This window comes from Limnohabitans sp. TS-CS-82 (assembly GCF_002943475.1).
Genome location: NZ_PTQX01000007.1, coordinates 153,677 through 171,818 on the forward strand (window position 1 = coordinate 153,677; position 18,142 = coordinate 171,818).

General features: G+C 57.6%; 16 protein-coding genes. 9 read left to right on the forward strand and 7 right to left on the reverse strand.

Going from position 1 to position 18,142, the window contains the following annotated elements; translation table 11 throughout:
• Positions 1-47: 47 nt before the first annotated feature.
• On the reverse strand, positions 48-1,544 hold the full coding sequence (locus tag C5F52_RS15340) for an NAD-dependent succinate-semialdehyde dehydrogenase (protein ID WP_236657886.1): 1,497 nt from the start codon (positions 1,542-1,544) through the stop codon (positions 48-50).
• Positions 1,545-1,633: 89 nt separating this feature from the next.
• Between C5F52_RS15340 and alaS the strand changes: the two genes are divergently transcribed.
• The 3 genes from alaS to C5F52_RS15355 all read left to right on the forward strand — a co-directional run bounded on the left by alaS (position 1,634) and on the right by C5F52_RS15355 (position 6,131).
• A complete protein-coding gene (alaS, locus tag C5F52_RS15345) occupies positions 1,634-4,258 on the forward strand; it encodes an alanine--tRNA ligase (protein ID WP_104799234.1) in 2,625 nt (874 codons plus the stop codon).
• Positions 4,259-4,263: 5 nt separating this feature from the next.
• A complete protein-coding gene (locus C5F52_RS15350; RefSeq protein ID WP_161499711.1) occupies positions 4,264-4,866 on the forward strand; it encodes a TlpA disulfide reductase family protein in 603 nt (200 codons plus the stop codon).
• Positions 4,867-4,994: 128 nt separating this feature from the next.
• Complete coding sequence (locus tag C5F52_RS15355) at positions 4,995-6,131, forward strand: transglutaminase-like domain-containing protein (RefSeq protein ID WP_104799236.1); 1,137 nt, start codon at positions 4,995-4,997, stop codon at positions 6,129-6,131.
• Between the two features lie 68 nt (positions 6,132-6,199).
• Here the strand turns inward: C5F52_RS15355 and C5F52_RS15360 are convergent, their stop codons facing one another.
• Together C5F52_RS15360 and trmB are read right to left on the reverse strand one after the other, a co-directional pair.
• Entirely contained in the window at positions 6,200-7,096 is an 897-nt protein-coding gene (locus C5F52_RS15360; protein ID WP_104799237.1) for a pseudouridine synthase, read from the reverse strand.
• Between the two features lie 20 nt (positions 7,097-7,116).
• A complete protein-coding gene (gene trmB, locus C5F52_RS15365) occupies positions 7,117-7,845 on the reverse strand; it encodes a tRNA (guanosine(46)-N7)-methyltransferase TrmB (protein ID WP_104799238.1) in 729 nt (242 codons plus the stop codon).
• A gap of 111 nt (positions 7,846-7,956) precedes the next feature.
• Between trmB and C5F52_RS15370 the strand changes: the two genes are divergently transcribed.
• Positions 7,957-8,334 carry a hypothetical protein gene (locus tag C5F52_RS15370; RefSeq protein ID WP_161499712.1) on the forward strand — a complete coding sequence of 126 codons (378 nt, stop codon included), beginning with the start codon at positions 7,957-7,959 and terminating at the stop codon, positions 8,332-8,334.
• On the opposite strand, the gene gluQRS is transcribed toward C5F52_RS15370, so the two are convergent.
• The 3 genes from gluQRS to C5F52_RS15385 are packed head-to-tail and all read right to left on the reverse strand — an operon-like array spanning position 8,309 to position 11,251.
• Entirely contained in the window at positions 8,309-9,196 is an 888-nt protein-coding gene (gluQRS, locus tag C5F52_RS15375; RefSeq protein ID WP_104799240.1) for a tRNA glutamyl-Q(34) synthetase GluQRS, read from the reverse strand. The genes C5F52_RS15370 and gluQRS overlap by 26 nt on opposite strands.
• Complete coding sequence (locus C5F52_RS15380; protein ID WP_104799241.1) at positions 9,197-10,264, reverse strand: NAD(P)/FAD-dependent oxidoreductase; 1,068 nt, start codon at positions 10,262-10,264, stop codon at positions 9,197-9,199.
• A 9-nt stretch (positions 10,265-10,273) separates the two neighbouring features.
• Positions 10,274-11,251 (reverse strand): LysR family transcriptional regulator, encoded by a 978-nt coding sequence (locus C5F52_RS15385; protein WP_104799242.1) that lies wholly within the window; start codon positions 11,249-11,251, stop codon positions 10,274-10,276.
• A gap of 115 nt (positions 11,252-11,366) precedes the next feature.
• Here C5F52_RS15385 and C5F52_RS15390 point away from each other — a divergent pair, with 115 nt between their 5' ends.
• The 4 genes from C5F52_RS15390 to C5F52_RS15405 all read left to right on the forward strand — a co-directional run bounded on the left by C5F52_RS15390 (position 11,367) and on the right by C5F52_RS15405 (position 13,868).
• Positions 11,367-12,062, forward strand: a complete 696-nt coding sequence (locus tag C5F52_RS15390) for a pirin family protein (protein ID WP_104799243.1) — start codon at positions 11,367-11,369, stop codon at positions 12,060-12,062.
• A 31-nt stretch (positions 12,063-12,093) separates the two neighbouring features.
• Positions 12,094-12,495, forward strand: a complete 402-nt coding sequence (locus C5F52_RS15395; protein ID WP_104799244.1) for a DoxX family protein — start codon at positions 12,094-12,096, stop codon at positions 12,493-12,495.
• A 48-nt stretch (positions 12,496-12,543) separates the two neighbouring features.
• Positions 12,544-13,077 (forward strand): flavodoxin family protein, encoded by a 534-nt coding sequence (locus C5F52_RS15400; RefSeq protein ID WP_104799245.1) that lies wholly within the window; start codon positions 12,544-12,546, stop codon positions 13,075-13,077.
• Between the two features lie 92 nt (positions 13,078-13,169).
• Positions 13,170-13,868 (forward strand): DUF599 domain-containing protein, encoded by a 699-nt coding sequence (locus C5F52_RS15405; RefSeq protein ID WP_104799246.1) that lies wholly within the window; start codon positions 13,170-13,172, stop codon positions 13,866-13,868.
• Here C5F52_RS15405 and C5F52_RS15410 read toward each other — a convergent pair.
• Complete coding sequence (locus C5F52_RS15410; RefSeq protein WP_104799247.1) at positions 13,834-14,625, reverse strand: sulfurtransferase; 792 nt, start codon at positions 14,623-14,625, stop codon at positions 13,834-13,836. The genes C5F52_RS15405 and C5F52_RS15410 overlap by 35 nt on opposite strands.
• Positions 14,626-14,667: 42 nt before the next feature.
• Here C5F52_RS15410 and dnaE point away from each other — a divergent pair, with 42 nt between their 5' ends.
• The gene (gene dnaE / locus C5F52_RS15415; protein WP_104799248.1) at positions 14,668-18,138 is read left to right on the forward strand and encodes a DNA polymerase III subunit alpha; all 3,471 of its coding nucleotides are present in this window, start codon (positions 14,668-14,670) and stop codon (positions 18,136-18,138) included.
• Positions 18,139-18,142 lie beyond the last annotated feature (4 nt).

Below are 18,142 nucleotides of genomic sequence, written 5' to 3' on the forward strand. Positions count from 1 at the left end.
TTAGAGCGTAAAACCACGTATTCCGTACGTTTCCGAAGGTTTTGTCGTTATTTGAGGATGTCGCCCAAGCAGAGATATTTCATCTCCAAGTACTCATCCATGCCGTGGCTGGAGCCTTCGCGGCCAAGGCCTGATTGCTTCACGCCACCAAACGGCACATGCTCGGTGGCGATCACACCGACGTTGATGCCCACCATGCCGTATTCCAGCGCTTCGCTCACGCGGTAAATGCGGCCAATGTCGCGGCTGTAGAAGTAACTGGCCAAGCCAAACTCGGTGTTGTTCGCGGCATCCACAGCTTCTTGCTCGTGTGAGAAGCGGAACACAGGAGCAAAAGGGCCAAAGGTTTCTTCGCGGGCGCACAGCATGTCTGCGCGCGCGTCGGCGATGACGGTGGGTTCAAAGAACTGGCCGTCGAGCTTGTGGCCGCCCACCATGACCTTGCCGCCTTTGGCGATGGCGTCTTGCACGTGGCGTTGTACTTTCTCGATGGCTGCGTCTTCAATCAGCGGGCCTTGCACCACGCCTTCGTCAAAGCCGTTGCCCACTTTGAGGGTTTTGACTTTGGCCGAGAATTTTTGAACAAACTCGTCGTACACCGCGTCTTGCACGTAAATGCGGTTGGCGCACACGCAGGTTTGGCCCGCGTTACGGTATTTGCTGGCCATTGCGCCTTCGACGGCGCTGTCAATGTCGGCATCGTCAAACACGATGAAGGGGGCATTGCCGCCCAGCTCCAAAGCCAGTTTCTTAATGCTGGGCGCAGACTGCGCCATCAAGATGCGTCCCACCTCGGTGGAGCCCGTAAAGCTGATGTGGCGCACGATGTCGCTGCTGCAAAACACTTTGCCAATCGCAATGCTGTTGTCGCTGTCGGCGGTGATGATGTTGACCACGCCCGCAGGAATGCCCGCGCGAATGGCCAGCTCAGCAGCGGCCAAGGCGGTGAGGGGAGTCAGTTCGGCAGGTTTGATGACCACGGGGCAGCCGGCAGCCAGTGCGGGGGCCACTTTGCGGGTGATCATGGCCAGTGGGAAGTTCCACGGTGTGATGGCGGCGCACACGCCGATGGGCTGCTTGAGCACCATCAAGCGGCGGTTGTTGTCAAACTGGGGCAGGGTTTCGCCGTTGACGCGCTTGGCTTCTTCGGCAAACCATTCCACAAAGCTCGCGCCATAGGCCACTTCGCCTTTGGCTTCCGGCAGCGGTTTGCCTTGCTCGGCGGTCATGATGCGGCCTAGGTCTTCTTGGTTAGCCATGAGCAGGTCAAACCACTTGCGCAAGATGATGCTGCGCTCTTTGCCTGTTTTGTTGCGCCAAGCGGGCCAGGCTGCATTGGCTGCGTCAAGGGCGGCTTCGGCGTCTTTGGCGGTCAGGTTGGCCACATCGGCTAATTTTTTGCCTGTGGCGGGGTCATGCACGTCAAAGCGGCTGGCGCCTTTGACCCAGTGGCCGTTAATCAATGCATCGGTCTTGAGCAGTGTGGGGTCGTTGAGCAAAGAAAGGGGCGCCGTTTTAGCGAAACCTTCGGTTTTCATGTCCATGAGGGTCTCCAAATTTGATGAGTCAGAGCATACCGCTGCTCCAGTGCCCTCGATGACTCTGGGGTGACACCAAAACCTATAATTTGAGGATGACTACACCCAAATTCACCGTCGCTGATATTCGCAAAACGTTTCTGGACTTCTTCGAGTCCAAAGGCCACACCGTGGTGGCCTCTAGCCCACTGGTGCCGGGCAACGACCCCACCTTGATGTTCACCAACTCGGGCATGGTCCAGTTCAAAGACGTGTTCTTGGGCGAAGACAAGCGCTCTTACGTGCGCGCAGCCTCGGTGCAGGCCTGTTTGCGCGCTGGTGGCAAACACAACGACTTGGAAAACGTGGGCTACACCGCCCGCCACCACACCTTCTTCGAAATGCTGGGCAACTGGTCGTTTGGTGATTACTTCAAACGCGAATCACTGAAGTGGGCGTGGGAGTTGTTGACCGAGGTCTACAAGCTGCCCCCCGAGCGTTTGCTGGCCACTGTCTACCAAGAAGACGACGAAGCCTATGACATTTGGACCAAAGAAATTGGCCTGCCACCCGAGCGTGTGATTCGCATTGGCGACAACAAAGGCGGCCGCTACAAGAGCGACAACTTCTGGATGATGGCCGACACCGGCCCTTGCGGCCCGTGCTCTGAAATCTTTTACGACCACGGCGACCACATACCCGGCGGACCACCCGGCAGCCCCGACGAAGACGGCGACCGCTTCATTGAGATTTGGAACAACGTGTTCATGCAGTTCAACATGGACGAAACAGGTGCCGTCACCCGCTTGCCCGCGCCTTGCGTGGACACGGGCATGGGCCTCGAGCGCTTGGCTGCCATCTTGCAGCACGTGCATAGCAACTACGAAATTGACATCTTTGATGCCCTCATCAAAGCCGCGTCACGCGAAACGGGTTGCACCGACATGGGCCACAAGAGCCTGCGTGTGATTGCCGACCACATTCGCGCCACCTCTTTCTTGGTGAGCGACGGCGTGGTGCCCAGCAACGAAGGCCGTGGCTATGTGCAACGCCGCATCATCCGCCGCGCCATTCGCCACGGGTATTTGTTGGGCCAGAAAAAGCCGTTCTTCCACAAGCTCGTGCCTGACCTCGTCAAACTCATGGGCGATGCCTACCCCAACATGGCCAGCCAAGCCGAGCGCATTGCGTCAGTGTTGAAGGCCGAAGAAGAACGCTTCTTTGAAACCCTCGAAGTGGGCATGTCAATTTTGGATGCGGCTTTGCAAGGCGGCGCAAAAGTGTTGCCAGGCGAAGTGGCGTTCAAGCTGCACGACACCTATGGCTTCCCCCTCGACTTGTCGGCCGACGTGTGCCGCGAGCGTGGCTTGAGCGTGGACGAAGCAGGCTTTGCCGCTGCGATGGAAAAACAAAAGAGTCAAGCTCGCGCCGCAGGCAAGTTCAAGATGGACAAGGCCTTGGAGTACACCGGCGCAGGCAATGCGTTTGTGGGCTACGACGATCTCAAAGCGACTGCAAAAGTGGTGGCGGTGTATTTGGATGGCAACTCTGTGGCCGAGCTCAAGCACGGCCAAGCAGGCGTGGTGGTGTTGGACACCACGCCGTTCTACGCCGAGAGCGGCGGCCAAGTCGGTGACGCAGGCGTGCTGGTCAGCGGCTCTGCCAGCTTTGCCGTGGAAGACACCTTGAAGATCAAAGCCGATGTTTATGGTCATCACGGCACTTTGACCCAAGGCACTTTGGCTGTGGGCGACCACGTGGATGCACAAGTCAATACGCAAGTGCGCGCCGCGACCGTGCGCAACCACTCTGCCACCCATTTGATGCACAAAGCCTTGCGCGAAGTACTGGGCGACCACGTGCAACAAAAAGGCAGCTTGGTGAACGCCGAGCGCACACGGTTTGACTTTGCGCACAACGCACCCGTGACCGATGCACAGATTCGCGAGATCGAAGCCAAGGTCAACGCCGAAATTTTGGCCAACGCCGCGGCACAAGCGCGTGTGATGGACATCGAGTCCGCCCAAAAAACAGGCGCCATGATGTTGTTTGGCGAGAAGTACGGCGAGACCGTGCGCGTGCTCGACATTGGCTCTAGCCGCGAGTTGTGCGGTGGTACACACGTCAAAGCCACAGGCGATATTGGCTTGTTCAAAGTGGTGGCTGAAGGTGGTGTGGCCGCTGGCGTGCGCCGCATTGAAGCCGTGACAGGCGCGAACGCGCTGGCTTATTTGCAATCGCTCGAAGACTCTGTGGCTCAAGCCGCTGGCGCACTCAAAGCGCCAACCACCGAGCTCAACGCACGTTTGGCCCAAGTGCTGGAACAAGTCAAAACGCTCGAGAAAGAAGTGTCAGCCCTCAAAGGCAAAGTGGCTTCTGCTCAAAGCGACGAGTTGCTCACCCAAGCTGTGGACATCAAAGGCACCAAACTTTTGGTGGCCAAGCTCGACGGTGCTGACGCCAAAACTTTGCGCGACACCATGGACAAGCTCAAAGACAAGATGAAGTCTGCTGTCATCGTGTTGGCGGCTGTGGATGGCGAGAAGGTCAACATCGCTGCAGGCGTGACCGCTGACAACACAGGCAAAGTCAAAGCGGGCGAGATGGCCAACTTTGTGGCCCAGCAAGTGGGCGGCAAAGGCGGCGGCAAGCCCGACATGGCGATGGCTGGTGGCACTGATGCTGCAGCTTTGCCCAAGGCTTTGGCCAGCGTGCAAGCTTGGGTGACTGAGCGCCTGTGATGCGCATGAACGCACGTTCACACGCCATGCAAACAAAGGCCCAACCCGTGTTGGGCCTTTTTCTTGGCGTTTGCCTTGCTGTGTTGTTGACAAGCTTTGTGGCCCCTAAGGCATGGGCACAGTTCGATAAATCTGCATGGCCTGCCAACATGGCCACGCCCAAAATTGAAGCTATCGATTTGCAAGGCAAGGCGTGGAATGCCACAGAGCTGGCAAGCAAAGTGGTGGTGCTTAACTTTTGGGCCACATGGTGCGCGCCATGCAAAGACGAATTGCCCACCTTGCAAACTCTGCATGACATCAGCGATGCACACACCGTGGTGCTCACCATCAATGTGCGCGAGCCCACTGCACGTGCGTCGCGTTACATGCAAAGCACGGGCATGACGTTTCCTGTCATCTCTGACGCCAAAGGCGAATTGGCCAAGCGTTGGGGTGTGACCGTGTATCCCACCACCATCCTCATCGCGCCCAGTGGCCAAGCCCGCTGGCGCGTGGTGGGCGATGTGGACTGGAGCGGACCGCAGGCCAATGCGTGGTTAGCCGAAGTACGCCAAAACGCTTCACTGACCAACGCGCCGTCAAAGGCGGCCACCCCCAAGCGATAATTCGCACGCCCCGCGCACTTTGCGCGTGGTGACCTGCCTTCGGGACATGGGTGCGGCGAGATGTCTCATCTCGCACATGCGCCTTGTATGTGCCGACAGGTCTCACTCAATATTCGGAGCTCTCTTTCATGACTCTCGTGCGTCGTTCCCTTCTCAAGGGGGCCGCAGCTGCGTGCGCCCTCTCAGGTGTGCCTGGCTTTGCTTTGGCCCAAACCACTCCCCAAAATTCTTCTCAAGCAGCTCGCCGTTTCGAGCCACAAGCGGGCCAGTGGCGCACGTTTGAAGTCACCACCCGTGTGGACTTGGCCGATTCAAAAGGCGCAGCCTCTCGCGTGTGGTTGCCCGTGCCCAGCATCAACTCGGATTGGCAACGTTCACTCGAAAGTAATTTCAGCAGCAACGGCACCTCACGCATGGTGAGCGATGGCACCGATGGCGCGCGCATGGTTTACACAGAGTTTTCTGCAGGCGTCACACCGTTTGTGGAAGTGACCAGCCGCGTGCAAACACAAAACCGTTTTGTGGACATAGCCAAACCCACCGCGCATGCGTTCACACGTGAAGACGCCGGCACTTTGCGCTACTACACCCGTGCCACACATTTGTTGCCCACCGACGGCATCGTGCGCACCACGGCCCTCAAAGCCACGCAAGGCGCAAAGACCGACGCACAAAAAGCACGCGCCATATACGACTGGGTGGTGGCCAATGCCTGGCGTGAACCCAAGACCCGCGGCTGCGGCGAGGGCGATATCAAAGCCATGTTGGAGACCGGCAACTTGGGTGGCAAGTGCGCCGACATCAATGCTTTGTTTGTGGGCCTGTGCCGCTCGGTCGGCGTGCCTGCCCGCGATGTGTACGGTATTCGTTTGGTGCCCTCCGCTTTTGGCTACAAAGAGTTGTCGGGCAACCCCGCCAGCTTGAAAGGCGCGCAACACTGCCGCGCGGAGGTGTATTTGCAAGCGCACGGTTGGGTGGCGATGGACCCCGCTGACGTGGCCAAAGTGATGCGCCTAGAAACCCCCACATGGATCAAACGCACCGACGACGCTGTGGTGCAGCCTGTGTACAACCGTTTGTTCGGCGGCTGGGAAGGCAACTGGATGGGCTGGAACACTGCGCACGATGTGGCCTTGCCCGGCAGCAAAGAAGACCGCTTGGGCTTCTTGATGTACCCCGTGGCTGAGACGGTGGATGGTCGCGCAGACTCTTACGCACCGGACACGTTTAAGTACCAAATCACGGCGCGCGAAATCAAGGCTTAACGTGTTTGAAGCGTTGGGTTTGCCTGACGCTTTGCAGCATGTACGCTCAGATCTTTGCGCTTTGAGCTTTACGCAGAAATACTCAAACGCAAAGCGCTGTGAAACTCTCGTGCCTCACCCGTGACTGGGTCTGTGAAGGCCACGCTTTTGGCCAGCAGTTGCAGAGGGTGACTGAAGTCTTCCTCCGCATCTGGCCCGCGTAACACGGTGGGGTAAAACTGGTCACCTTCTAGCGGCAGGCCCAGCGCCATCATGTGCACACGCAGTTGATGGCGTTTGCCGCTGACAGGCTCTAGCTGATACAGCGCACGGGCTTCCTCAACTTTGAGCAAGCTGATGCGTGTTTCGCTGTTGGGCTCGCCATCTACCTCTTGTGTTCTGAAAAAAAGTTCGTCGGGTTGTAGGCGGCTGATGTGTACGCGCGGCAACTCTAACGCGGGGTTGTAGGCTGCCACCGCTTCGTACACCTTGTGCATTGCTTTGTCGCGAAACAGTGCGTGATAGGCATCGCGGTCTTGCAAACGCTTGCCAAACATCACGAGGCCCGCAGTTTCGCGGTCGATGCGATGCAGGGGCACAAGGTCGTCGTTGCCTGTGAGGTGCTTGAGTTGCACTAATAAGCTTTGCTGCACATAGCGGCCAGCTGGCGTAACCGGCATGAAGTGCGGCTTGTCGGCCACGATCAAACGCTCGTCTTCAAACACGATGCTGGCCTTCTGCGGCAACACGGGTTCGTTGGCGATGTGGCGGTAGTAGTAGAGCTTGGTGCGCGGTGTGTAGGCCTGTGTGGCAGCCACGGGCTGGGCATCAACGTTCAGCACCAAGCCATGTTCAAAGCGATGCAGCCACTCGTCACGCGAGATGTCTGGCATGCGCTCCAACAAAAAATCCAGCACCGTAGGCCAATGCCCAACGGGTAGCGACACGCGGCTGGCGCCTACGCCGTTGCGCGTGGGGATTCGCATAGGCGTGGCTTTCAGACGCCTTAGACCTTGGTGAACACCAAGTCCCACACACCATGGCCGAGCTTCAAGCCACGGTTTTCAAATTTGGTGAGTGGGCGGTAGGCGGGCTTTTCGGCAAAACCGCTTGGGTCGGTGGCGGTGTTTTTGAGCAAAGGCTCGGCAGACACCACTTGCATCATTTGCTCTGCGTACGGTTCCCAATCGGTGGCCAAGTGCAGATAGCCGCCGGGCTTGATGTGTTTGGCTAAGCGGTTGACGAATGCGCTTTGAATCAAACGGCGTTTGTGGTGGCGGCTCTTGTGCCAAGGGTCTGGGAAGAAGATGTGCACGCCGTCTAGGCTGTTCTCACCCAGCATGTGGTCCATCACCTCGACCGCGTCGTGCTGCACGATGCGAATGTTGCCAATGCCTTCTTCGCCACAGCGCTTCAGCAACGCTCCCACGCCGGGCGCGTGAACCTCGCAGCACAAAAAGTTGTCGTCAGGGCGCGTGTGCGCAATCTTGGCCGTGGCGTCGCCCATGCCAAAACCAATTTCCAAAATCAGTGGGGCAGTGCGGCCAAACGCAGCAGACACATCCAAACGCTCAGGCGTGTAGGGCACCAAAAACTGAGGGCCAAATTGCTCAAGCGCACGTGTCTGACCGGGGCCCATGCGTCCTGCACGCAGCACGTAAGTTTTGATGACGCGCATGAATGGGGTGTCGGTTTTTTTGACGTCTGGAGTAGTGGGCGTGTCGGCGGTGGTCATGGCTGAGAAATCTAAAAATAGGGGCCCATTATCGCGGGACCGCATGGGAATAAATTAGGTATGTCAACAGCTCTCGCATAATTCACTTCTTAAAGAAAAGGGATGAGCTTGATGCACGACATGATTGATTTTTTCAAGCGGTACCAATCCGAATTCGATCAACAAAATTGGGCAAGTTTTGCCGTCTTGTTTCATGAGCCTGCGATGAGCGTTCGAGCCGATGGTTCTGTGATGGTCATTCCTACGCATGCAGACGGAGCGCGTTTGTATGCGTCTGTTTCAAGCGCTTGGCGGGCCGAAGGGTATGAACGATTTGAGACAGAAAACTTTGAAGTGCTGGCGCAAGGGCAAGACAGTCGGCTCGTGTCTTTTGATTGGCTGATGCTGTCAAACGAAGGTGAGTTGATTCGCCGTTGGAGGCAGTCGTACCAGGTGATACGCACAAAAGATGACTGGCAGGTCTTTACATCGACTTTTCATAAGCCTTGACCCAATGGGTAAGAGCCTCTGTGAGCGAGCCACTTTGGGGCGCTAGATTGAGTCGTGCGGCGGCGGCATTCAGTGCAGCCAAAGGGTTGGAGAGGTCCAAGGCCTCCGCACCATTTTGCTTGCTGAGTTTTTCCCCGTTTTCACCCAACACCAGCGGCGTGTGCATGTAGCTCGGTGTGGGCAAGCCCAACGCATGTTGCAGCACGATTTGTCGTGCGGTGTTGTCGGTCAAGTCTTCCCCGCGCACGATGTGGGTGATGCCTTGTGCGGCATCGTCCACCACCACGGCGAGTTGGTAAGCCCACAGGCCGTCGGCGCGGCGCAGCACGAAGTCGCCCACCTCTTGAGCCGCGTCTTGTTGTTGTGGCCCGAGCAAACGGTCTTGCCATGTCAAAGGCGTGGGCAGCTTCAGATCGTCGATGACGCGCTGCACGTTCAGTCGCCATGCACGTGCAGTTTTGCCATTCAAGCCGTTGCGGCATGTGCCGGGGTAGACGGCGGCGGAGTGGCGTTCGCGTGCATGGCCCAGCACAGCTTGGGCATCTTCAATCTCTTTGCGTGAGCAACCACAGGGGTAGGCCCAGTCTTTGGCGATCAAGGCGTCTAGCGCGGCTTGGTAGGCATCGCCGCGTTTTGATTGCCACATCACAGGGGTATCTGGCACAAGGCCACAGGTGGCGAGTTGTTGGAGTATGAGTTGATCTGCGCCGGGTATACAGCGCGGTGTGTCCACATCTTCAATGCGCACCAGCCATTGGCCGCCGTGTGCACGAGCGTCCAGCCAACTGGCGAGGGCAGCAACGAGCGAGCCCGCATGCAGCGGGCCCGTGGGGGAGGGAGCGAATCGACCGATGTACGGCAATTACAAACGCTTGGCTGATTGGCAAACAGCCAAGGCGAGTTCAAGGCCAGACACAAACGCGTCTTCCACGCGGTGGCCCAAGTGCCAGTCGCCACAGGTGCCCAAGCCATTGGCTGGGTTGTACTGGTGTGACACGCCTAGTGGCGTGATGGTTTTGGCATAGAGCCAGCGGTGTAGTTCGGCGTGTGCTGGTTCGGCGCGGATGCCCGTCAGTTCAGCAAACGCGCGTAAGAGTTTGGCTTTCACACGCGCTTCGGTGTCGGTGATGTGTTCGGCAGACCAAGCGGCGCTGGCTTGCACCGTCCAACGCTCCACCTTGCCGCGACCGGGCTTGGATGACTCGCGCGCCAACCACGCAATGCGGTGGTGAATGCTGCGGGCCGCGTTCCACTGTGGGCCGATGTGCAGGTTGGGCTGTGTGGCGTTGGGGAAGGCCACCATCATGGTCCAGCATGGAGCCACGTTGACGGCGTCCATGGCTTTGAGCCATTGCGCATTGGCTGCTTCTTTGCCGGAGGCTTTGAGCAAGTTCTCGGCTTGTACCGAAGGAACAGCGAGCAACACATGGTCAAAGCCCGCGTGTTTTTGGGCCACTTCTTTGCCAGAGGTGCTGTTGACGGTATGGAGTGTCCACAAGCCTTTGGCGCCGCGCTCTAGGCGGTTGACTTGTGTGTTGTAGGTGATGGCTTTGCCCAGTGGCTCGGCCCAGTGGCGCACCAAGGCGTTCATGCCGGGCTTGGCCACAAAGTGCGCGTCTTTGGTGGCGCGGGCTGCTTCAAACACATGGCCCAGCGGGTCGAGCACGCGCACGGCGTTGGCGCTCCAAGGGCGGCAAATGTCGGAGGTGCCGGGCACGGTTTGCAAGGCCAGTGAGAAGCGTGGGTCGCGCACGGTGAAGTATTGCGTGCCGTGGTCAAAAGTGCCGAAGTTGCTCAGGCGGGTGGACATGCGTCCACCTGCACCACGGCTCTTTTCAAACACATGCACATGGTGGCCAGCTTGGGCCAAAGTGCGGGCTGCTGTGATGCCAGCGATGCCGGCTCCGATGATGGCGATGTTTAAGGTCATGGCTGCACTCTACACCTTCCGTGTGGGTTGATTGGGTCGGGGGTTTACCAATAGCGCGGAGCGTGTGGTGGTGCTTTTGAGTTGTTTGAGCCACCACTGCAAAGCGCGTCCACCACGCTCGCCTTCGTTGCCATCGGGGATGCGCCAAGCGTAACTGAGTTGGGCTACACGTTGTGGGCGGTCCACTTCGCGCACCACCAACACGCCTTGGTCAATCAAGGGCTGCACCATCAATTCAGGCACAAATCCAACGCCCAAGCCACGCACCTGCGCTTCAATTTTGCTGTGCATGTTGGAGACAGTGAACACATCTTGACCCGGCAATAAACCAATCGTCACGCCTGCTCCACGTTGCACCGAATCAGCCACGGCCACGGCGCGGTGTTGGCCAATGAGCGCATCGGTCAAGGGCTCTGGGGCTTGTGCCAATGGGTGATGCGGCGCCATGGCAAACACAAAGCGCATAGGGCCCAGTGCGTGGCTGTGAATGCCCGAAGTCGTGCCGCTTTCGCTGAACGAGCCTGCAATGCCCAGTGCCAAATCTGCTTGGCCGCTCGTCAATGCTTCGAGCGTGCCGGTGAGGGTTTCGTCGCGCAGCTTGAGGCGCGTGGGGGCGTTCAAGGCCATGAAGGCTTCGCACAATTCCATCACCGTGGTGCGATCGATGATGCCGTCCACCGCGATGGTGAACTGGCTTTCCCAGCCCGTGGCCACGCGTTTGACGCGGTTGGCAATGGCGTCCATGTCGGCCAGCAGGCGTGCGCCTTCACGCATCAGTTCGCGGCCTGCGGCGGTGAGCTTGGCTTGGCGCGAGCTGCGATCAAACAGCAGCACATCGAGTGCATCTTCGATTTGGCGCACGCGGTAGGTGAGGGCGCTGGGCACCAGTCCTAGGGCGCGGGCGGCAGCGGCAAAGCTGCCTGCTTTTTCAATCGCGTGCAGCATGGACAGCGAATCGGGGGTGAGGACGTCACGGGGAGAGGTCATGCAATGAGGCTTTGATCATTCAAATAATTTGAATGATGCCATCAAATGCCATGCATGGCAAAAGTGGGGCGAAGGCCTAAAGTTCAGGTCAAGGACAAAAACAGGAGACCACGCCATGTTGACCATTCGCAAATCACAAGACCGAGGCTACGCCGATCATGGCTGGCTCAAGTCATTTCACAGCTTTTCGTTCGCCAATTACTACAACCCCGAGTTCATGGGCTGGGGAAATTTGCGCGTCATCAACGAAGACCGCATTGCACCGGGCACAGGCTTTGGCACACACGGCCACCGCGACATGGAAATCATCAGCTACGTGCTGAGCGGCAACTTGGCGCACAAAGACAGCATGGGCAACATCAAAGGCATTCCGCCCGGTGATGTGCAGCGCATGAGCGCGGGCAGCGGTGTGCAGCACAGCGAGTTCAACCACGCGCCAGACGAGACCACGCACTTCTTTCAAATTTGGCTTGAGCCTAATGTGCGCGGCATTCCCGCCAGCTACGAGCAAAGGCAAGTGCCCCCCGTTTCTAAGCGCGGTGCGCTGAGCCGCATTGCGGCGCCTGAGGATGCGGTGGTGAAAATTCATGCAGACGCCGCGTTGTACGCGGGTTTGTTTGATGGCGACGAAGCTGCGACATTGGACATTGCACCGGGTCGCAAAGCCTATGTGCACTTGATTCGCGGCAGTTTGCAAGTCAATGGCGTGGCACTGGCCACCGGTGACGCAGCATTGCTAGACAACGAACCGAGTATTCACCTGACACACGGCCAAGATGCCGAGGTGCTGGTGTTTGATTTGGCCCCTTGATTTTTATTTCATATCTTCAAAGGAAACTCTCATGAACAACGCACTGAGCCTCATTGGCCGCATTTTGTTGGCCGCACTGTTCTTGCCTGCAGGTTTGTCAAAGCTCTCGGGCTTTGAAGGCACCGTGGGCTACATCGCTTCCGTTGGTTTGCCTTTGCCCGCTGTGGGCGCTGCTGCAGCGCTGGCTGTGGAGATCTTGGGCTCTGTCGCGTTGATCGTGGGTTTCCAAACCCGCATCGTGGCGGCAGTGCTGGCGGTCTTCACTCTGGTGGCTTCTGTCTTCTTCCATGCTTTCTGGGCTGCGGCGCCTGAGCAAGCATTTGTCCAGCAGCTCTTGTTCTTTAAGAACATCGGCGTGGTGGGCGGCTTATTGGTTTTGGTGTCTTCAGGCGCTGGCGCTTGGAGCCTGGACGCTAAAAAACAAGCTCAATAATTCACACACTTTCCGTTTACGTTTCTTCAACCTCACTAGGAATTCAACATGACCAAAACCGTCGTCGTTTATCACTCAGGCTACGGCCACACACAACGCGTGGCTCAGTTCGTCGCCGAAGGCGCGAAAGCCACTGTCATTGCCATCGATGCAGACGGCAACATCACTGATGCCGATTGGGAAACTTTGGATGCGGCTGATGCCATCATCTTCGGTTCACCCACCTACATGGGCATGGCCTCATGGCAGTTCAAGAAGTTTGCAGACGCGACGTCCAAGCGTTGGTTCGGCAGCGCTTGGAAAGACAAAGTGGCCGGTGGTTTCACCATCTCTGCCAGCCCCAGCGGTGACAAGCTGTCGACTGTTCAGTACTTCATCACTTTGGCCATGCAACAAGGCATGGTGTGGGTGGGCCAACCTGCCATGAACGACGGCAACATCAACCGCATTGGTTCTAACTCTGGCGTGATGGCTCAAGTGGGTCCTACCAGCCCCGCCGCTGACATCCCTCAAGGCGACTTGGACACGGCCAAAGCCTATGGCGAGCGCGTGGCGGCAGTGGCTGCCAAATTGCGCGGCTAATTCGCGGTTCACTAACCTCCGTCATGAGCGGCGGGTGAAATAAAAGGGCAGTTCCTCAGAGCTGCCCTTTTTCTTTGGTTAGTATTCAAACCATGAAGATCATTCAACTCTTGCCTTGGGCCGATTGGTTTGCACTCGGATTTTTTGTCTTGGTGTGGATGGGCTACGCGGCGTTTGCGAAGTACAGCAGCGAGCACCATCACTCCATCTTGGCCATGACCAACCGCTATCGCCACTTGTGGATGTTGCAAACCACAGGACGCGATCCCCGCATGTTGGATGGCATCATCACGCAGACCTTGTCGGCCACGCCCGCATTTTTTTGCTCCACCACGATTTTGATTTTGGGTGGCTTGTTTGCCTTGCTGGGCACCACCGACAAAGCGGCCGAACTGGTGCGCGAAATTCCGTTTGCTGTGCAAACCCCTATCTTGGTGTTTGAGTTCAAGATCTTGGTGTTGGTGGTGATTTTTGTGTACTCGTTTTTTCGCTTCTCATGGTCGATGCGTCAGTACACCTTTGTGGCGCTGCTCATTGGCGCCATGCCCCCCGCTGAAAGCTTTGCAAGCGGTGAGGTGACAGACCGTCAGCGCTATGCCGATCGTGCGGCTGCCATGACAGGTTTGGCCGCTGAGACCTTCAACGGCGGCTTGCGTGCCTACTATTTTTCTTTTGCCGCACTGGGCTGGTTTTTTTCACCCGCCATGTTTGTGTTGACCACGCTGTTGGTGGCCGGCGTGTTGTACACCCGTGAATTTAAGTCTGAGGTGCTGACGCTGTTGGAAGAGTAATGGGGAATGTGCCATCGGGCGCCAAGCCCGTGGCATTGAGGTCAGCGCCCACGGCCCGGCGCTCATCAAACACAAAGCAGCCGCCGTCGTAGTGGTCGTTGCCCACTTCTTCAAAGTATTTGAGGATGCCGCCTTCGAGCTGGTACACATGGGGCAGGCCCGCATTGCGCATGTAGATGGCTGCTTTCTCGCAGCGAATGCCGCCGGTGCAAAAGCTAATCACGGTTTTGTCTTGCAACTCGTCTAAGTGCGCTTGCACCGCATCAGGAAATTCGGTGAACTTGGTGATGCCCCAGTTGATGGTGTTCTTGAACGTGCCAGCATCCACCTCAAACTGATTGCGTGTGTCCAGCGTGACCACTGGGCGGCCTTCGTCATCATGGCCTTGGTCCAGCCAGCGTTTCGCTGTTTCGGGCGTCACCGCAGGTGCACGGCCCTCGGCGGGGCGAATGCTGGGGTGGTTCATGCGGATGATTTCGTTTTTCACCTTCACCAACATCTTGCGAAACGGTTGCGTGTCTGACCAGCTTTCTTTGGGCGCCAGGTCGGCCAAGCGTGGATCGGTACGAAGCCAGTCGACAAAGCAGCGCACATCTTCGGCGCTGCCGGCCAAGAAGAAATTAATGCCTTCTTCTGCTATCAGGATGGTGCCTTTGAGCTGGCGCGCCAAAGCGTTGTCCAAGCAAGGTTGGCGCAGGTCTTGGGCATCGGGCAGGGCGATGAATTTGTAGCAAGAAATATTCAGGATTTGGTTCACCCAGCCATTCTAAGTAACGGGGTGTCCCTACAATCTCAACCCATGTTTGTTCACTTGCGCCTTCACTCCGAATTTTCTGTCGTTGACGGGACCAACCGCATCGACGAGGTGGTGAAAGCAGCCGCAGCCGATCAACAGCCCGCGCTGGCCATCACCGACATCAACAACCTGTACGGTGCCATCAAGTTTTACAAAGAAACCCGTGGCAAGGGCGTCAAGCCCGTCATCGGCGCAGAGATTTACCTGGAAAGCCTCACCCAAGACGCCGCGCAGACTTCGCGCATGGTGTTGTTGGTGCAAAACCATCAGGGGTACTTGAACCTGTGTGAACTCATCAGCCGTGGCTGGACGCAAAACGTGCACAGGGCTGTGGCCATCATCAAGTTGGAATGGCTGCAAGAGTTGTCGCAAGGCCTGATTGCTTTGTCGGGCGCACAAGCTGGTGCGGTGGGCCAAGCCTTGGTGCAGGGCGACACCACGCGTGCAGGTGAAGTGGCCTTGCAGTTGGCTGGCATCTTCCCGCATCGCTTTTACATTGAGCTGCAACGCGCAGGCCGTGCGGATGACGACACCCATGTGTCTGCCGCCGTGCAACTGGCCGCTCGTTTGAGCCTGCCCGTGGTGGCCACACACCCTGTGCAGTTCACCGAGCCCGACGATTACGAAGCGCACGAAGCGCGTGTGTGTATTGCCGAAGGCGAAATCTTGGGTAACCAACGCCGTGTGCGCAAGTTCACGCGCGAGCAGTATTTCAAATCATCCGCACAAATGTGCGAGCTGTTTGCCGATGTGCCTAGCGCCATTGCCAACACCGTTGAAATTGCCAAGCGTTGCAACCTGACCTTGGTGCTCGGCAAGCCGCAGCTGCCCAACTTCCCCATCCCGCCTGTGAACGGTGTGGTGATGTCGGTGGAAGATTACTTCCGTCACGTGTCGCACGAGGGCTTAGAAGCCCGCTTGGCTCATCTGTACCCCGTGCAAGCCAAACGCGACGAAGAGCGTCCACGTTATGTGGAGCGCCTTGAGTTTGAGCTGACCACGATTTTGAACATGGGCTTTCCCGGCTACTTCTTGATCGTGGGTGACTTCATTCAGTGGGCCAAAGCCAATGGCTGCCCTGTGGGTCCCGGCCGTGGTTCGGGAGCAGGCTCATTGGTGGCGTATGCGTTGAAGATTACCGACCTTGACCCGCTGCAATACAACTTGCTGTTTGAGCGTTTCTTGAACCCAGAGCGGGTATCCATGCCCGACTTCGACATTGACTTTTGCCAAACCAACCGCGACCGCGTGATTGACTACGTGAAAGACAAATACGGCCGCGAAGCCGTGTCGCAAATTGCCACCTTCGGCACGATGGCGGCGCGTGCCGCGATTGGTGACGTGGGCCGCGTGCTCGACATGAGCTACACGTTCTGCAAAGGCATCAGTGGCTTGATTCCCAACAAGCCCGGTCAGCACATCACCATCGCCGGTGCGATCGAGGTCGAGCCCATCTTGGCCGAGCGTTTGGCCAAAGAAGATGAAGTGAAGACGCTTTTAGAGTTAGCGCAAAAGCTCGAAGGCATGACGCGTAACGTGGGCATGCACGCGGGTGGTGTGTTGATTGCCCCAGGTAAGTTGACCGACTTCTGCCCGCTGTACCAGCAGCCCGGCAGCGAATCGGCGGTGAGTCAGTTTGACAAAGACGACGTCGAAGCGGCGGGCCTCGTGAAGTTCGACTTTTTGGGCTTGGCCACGCTGACGATTTTGGAGATTGCGCGCGAGTTCATCATGGCCCGCCACAAGGGCCAAGAGAACTTCGCGTTTGAAAACATCCCGCTCGACGACAAGCGCACGTACGAACTGTTCCAAGACGGCAAAACCGAAGCTGTGTTCCAGTTTGAAAGTCGCGGCATGCAGGGCATGTTGCGCGATGCGCGGCCCACGCGCTTGGAAGACTTGATTGCGTTGAACGCCTTATACCGTCCGGGTCCGATGGACTTGATTCCAAGCTTCGTGGCACGTAAGCACGGCCGCGAAACCATTGAGTATCCGCACCCCATGGTGGCTGAGATGTTGTCCGAGACCTACGGCATCATGGTGTACCAAGAGCAGGTGATGCAGACCGCGCAGATTTTGGGCGGTTATTCGCTGGGTGGCGCTGACATGTTGCGTCGCGCGATGGGTAAAAAGAAGGCCGAAGAGATGGCCGAACACCGTGCCATCTTCCGCGAGGGCGCCGCCAAGAACAGCATCGACCAAGACAAAGCCGACGAAATCTTTGACTTGATGGAAAAGTTTGCGGGCTACGGCTTTAACAAGTCGCACGCGGCTGCTTACTCGCTGTTGGCGTATCACACCGGTTGGTTGAAGGTGCATTACACGGCCGAATTCTTCTGTGCCAACATGACGGTGGAGATGGACAACACCGACAAGCTCAAGGTGTTGTTTGAAGACGCGCACAAGATGGGCCTCACGTTTGAAGCGCCTGATGTGAACCGTGGTTTTTATCGCTTCGAACCTATCTCAGACAAAGTCATTCGCTACGGACTAGGTGCCATCAAAGGCTCAGGCCAACAAGCCATCGAAGCCATCGTGGCCGCGCGTGAAGACGGGCCATTCACCAGCTTGTTTGATTTCTGCCGCCGCGTGGACCGCAGCCGTTTGAACAAACGCACGGTCGAAGCCCTCATCAAAGCCGGTGCGTTTGACAACTTGCACCTCAACCGTGCCGAGCTGTTGGCCAGCGTAGAACGTGCGTTTGACTTTGCCTCAGCCAGCGAAGCCAACGCCAACCAAGGCGGCTTGTTTGACATGATGGGCGAAGACGCCCACGGCTCCAGCACCCAAGAGCCTGAATACGTGGAAATGTTGCCTTGGGGTGTGAAAGAACGCCTCACGCACGAGAAGGTGGCCTTGGGCTTTTACTTGTCCGGCCATTTGTTCGACGAAGTCGAGCGCGAGGTGCGCCGCTTTGCCCGCACCCGCATTGAAGATTTGATGGATTCACGTGAGCCACAGTTGTTAGCTGGCATCGTGAGCGACATGCGTGTCATCAACGGTCAGCGCGGCAAGCTGGCCATCTTCAAACTCGACGACAAATCAACCGTCATCGAAGCCACGGCGGATGAGGCCACGATCAACACCTACCGCAACACCTTGAAGGATGATGAGCTGGTCATCATCATGGGCAAGGCGCAGCCTGACCGTTTTTCGGGTGGCTTGCGTTTGTCTATCCAGCAGGTGTGGAGCCTTGAGCAAGCGCGTTGCCGCTTTGGCAAATACCTCAGTGTCACGGTCAACGGCACCTCGCCTGACATTGCGCGCATGTTGCGCGACCACCCCGCCAAAGTGGAGCAATCCGAGCAGGGCGAGTTGGTGCGTGGCATGGGCGTACGATTGAAGCTGCTGCGCGACGGTGCCACGGCTGACGTACAGTTGGGTGACAGCGCCAAGTTTTTCCCCAGTGACGCGGCTTTGGCCAGTTGGATGGCTCAGGCCCATGAGGGGCAATCACACATCATTTACGAGTAAACAC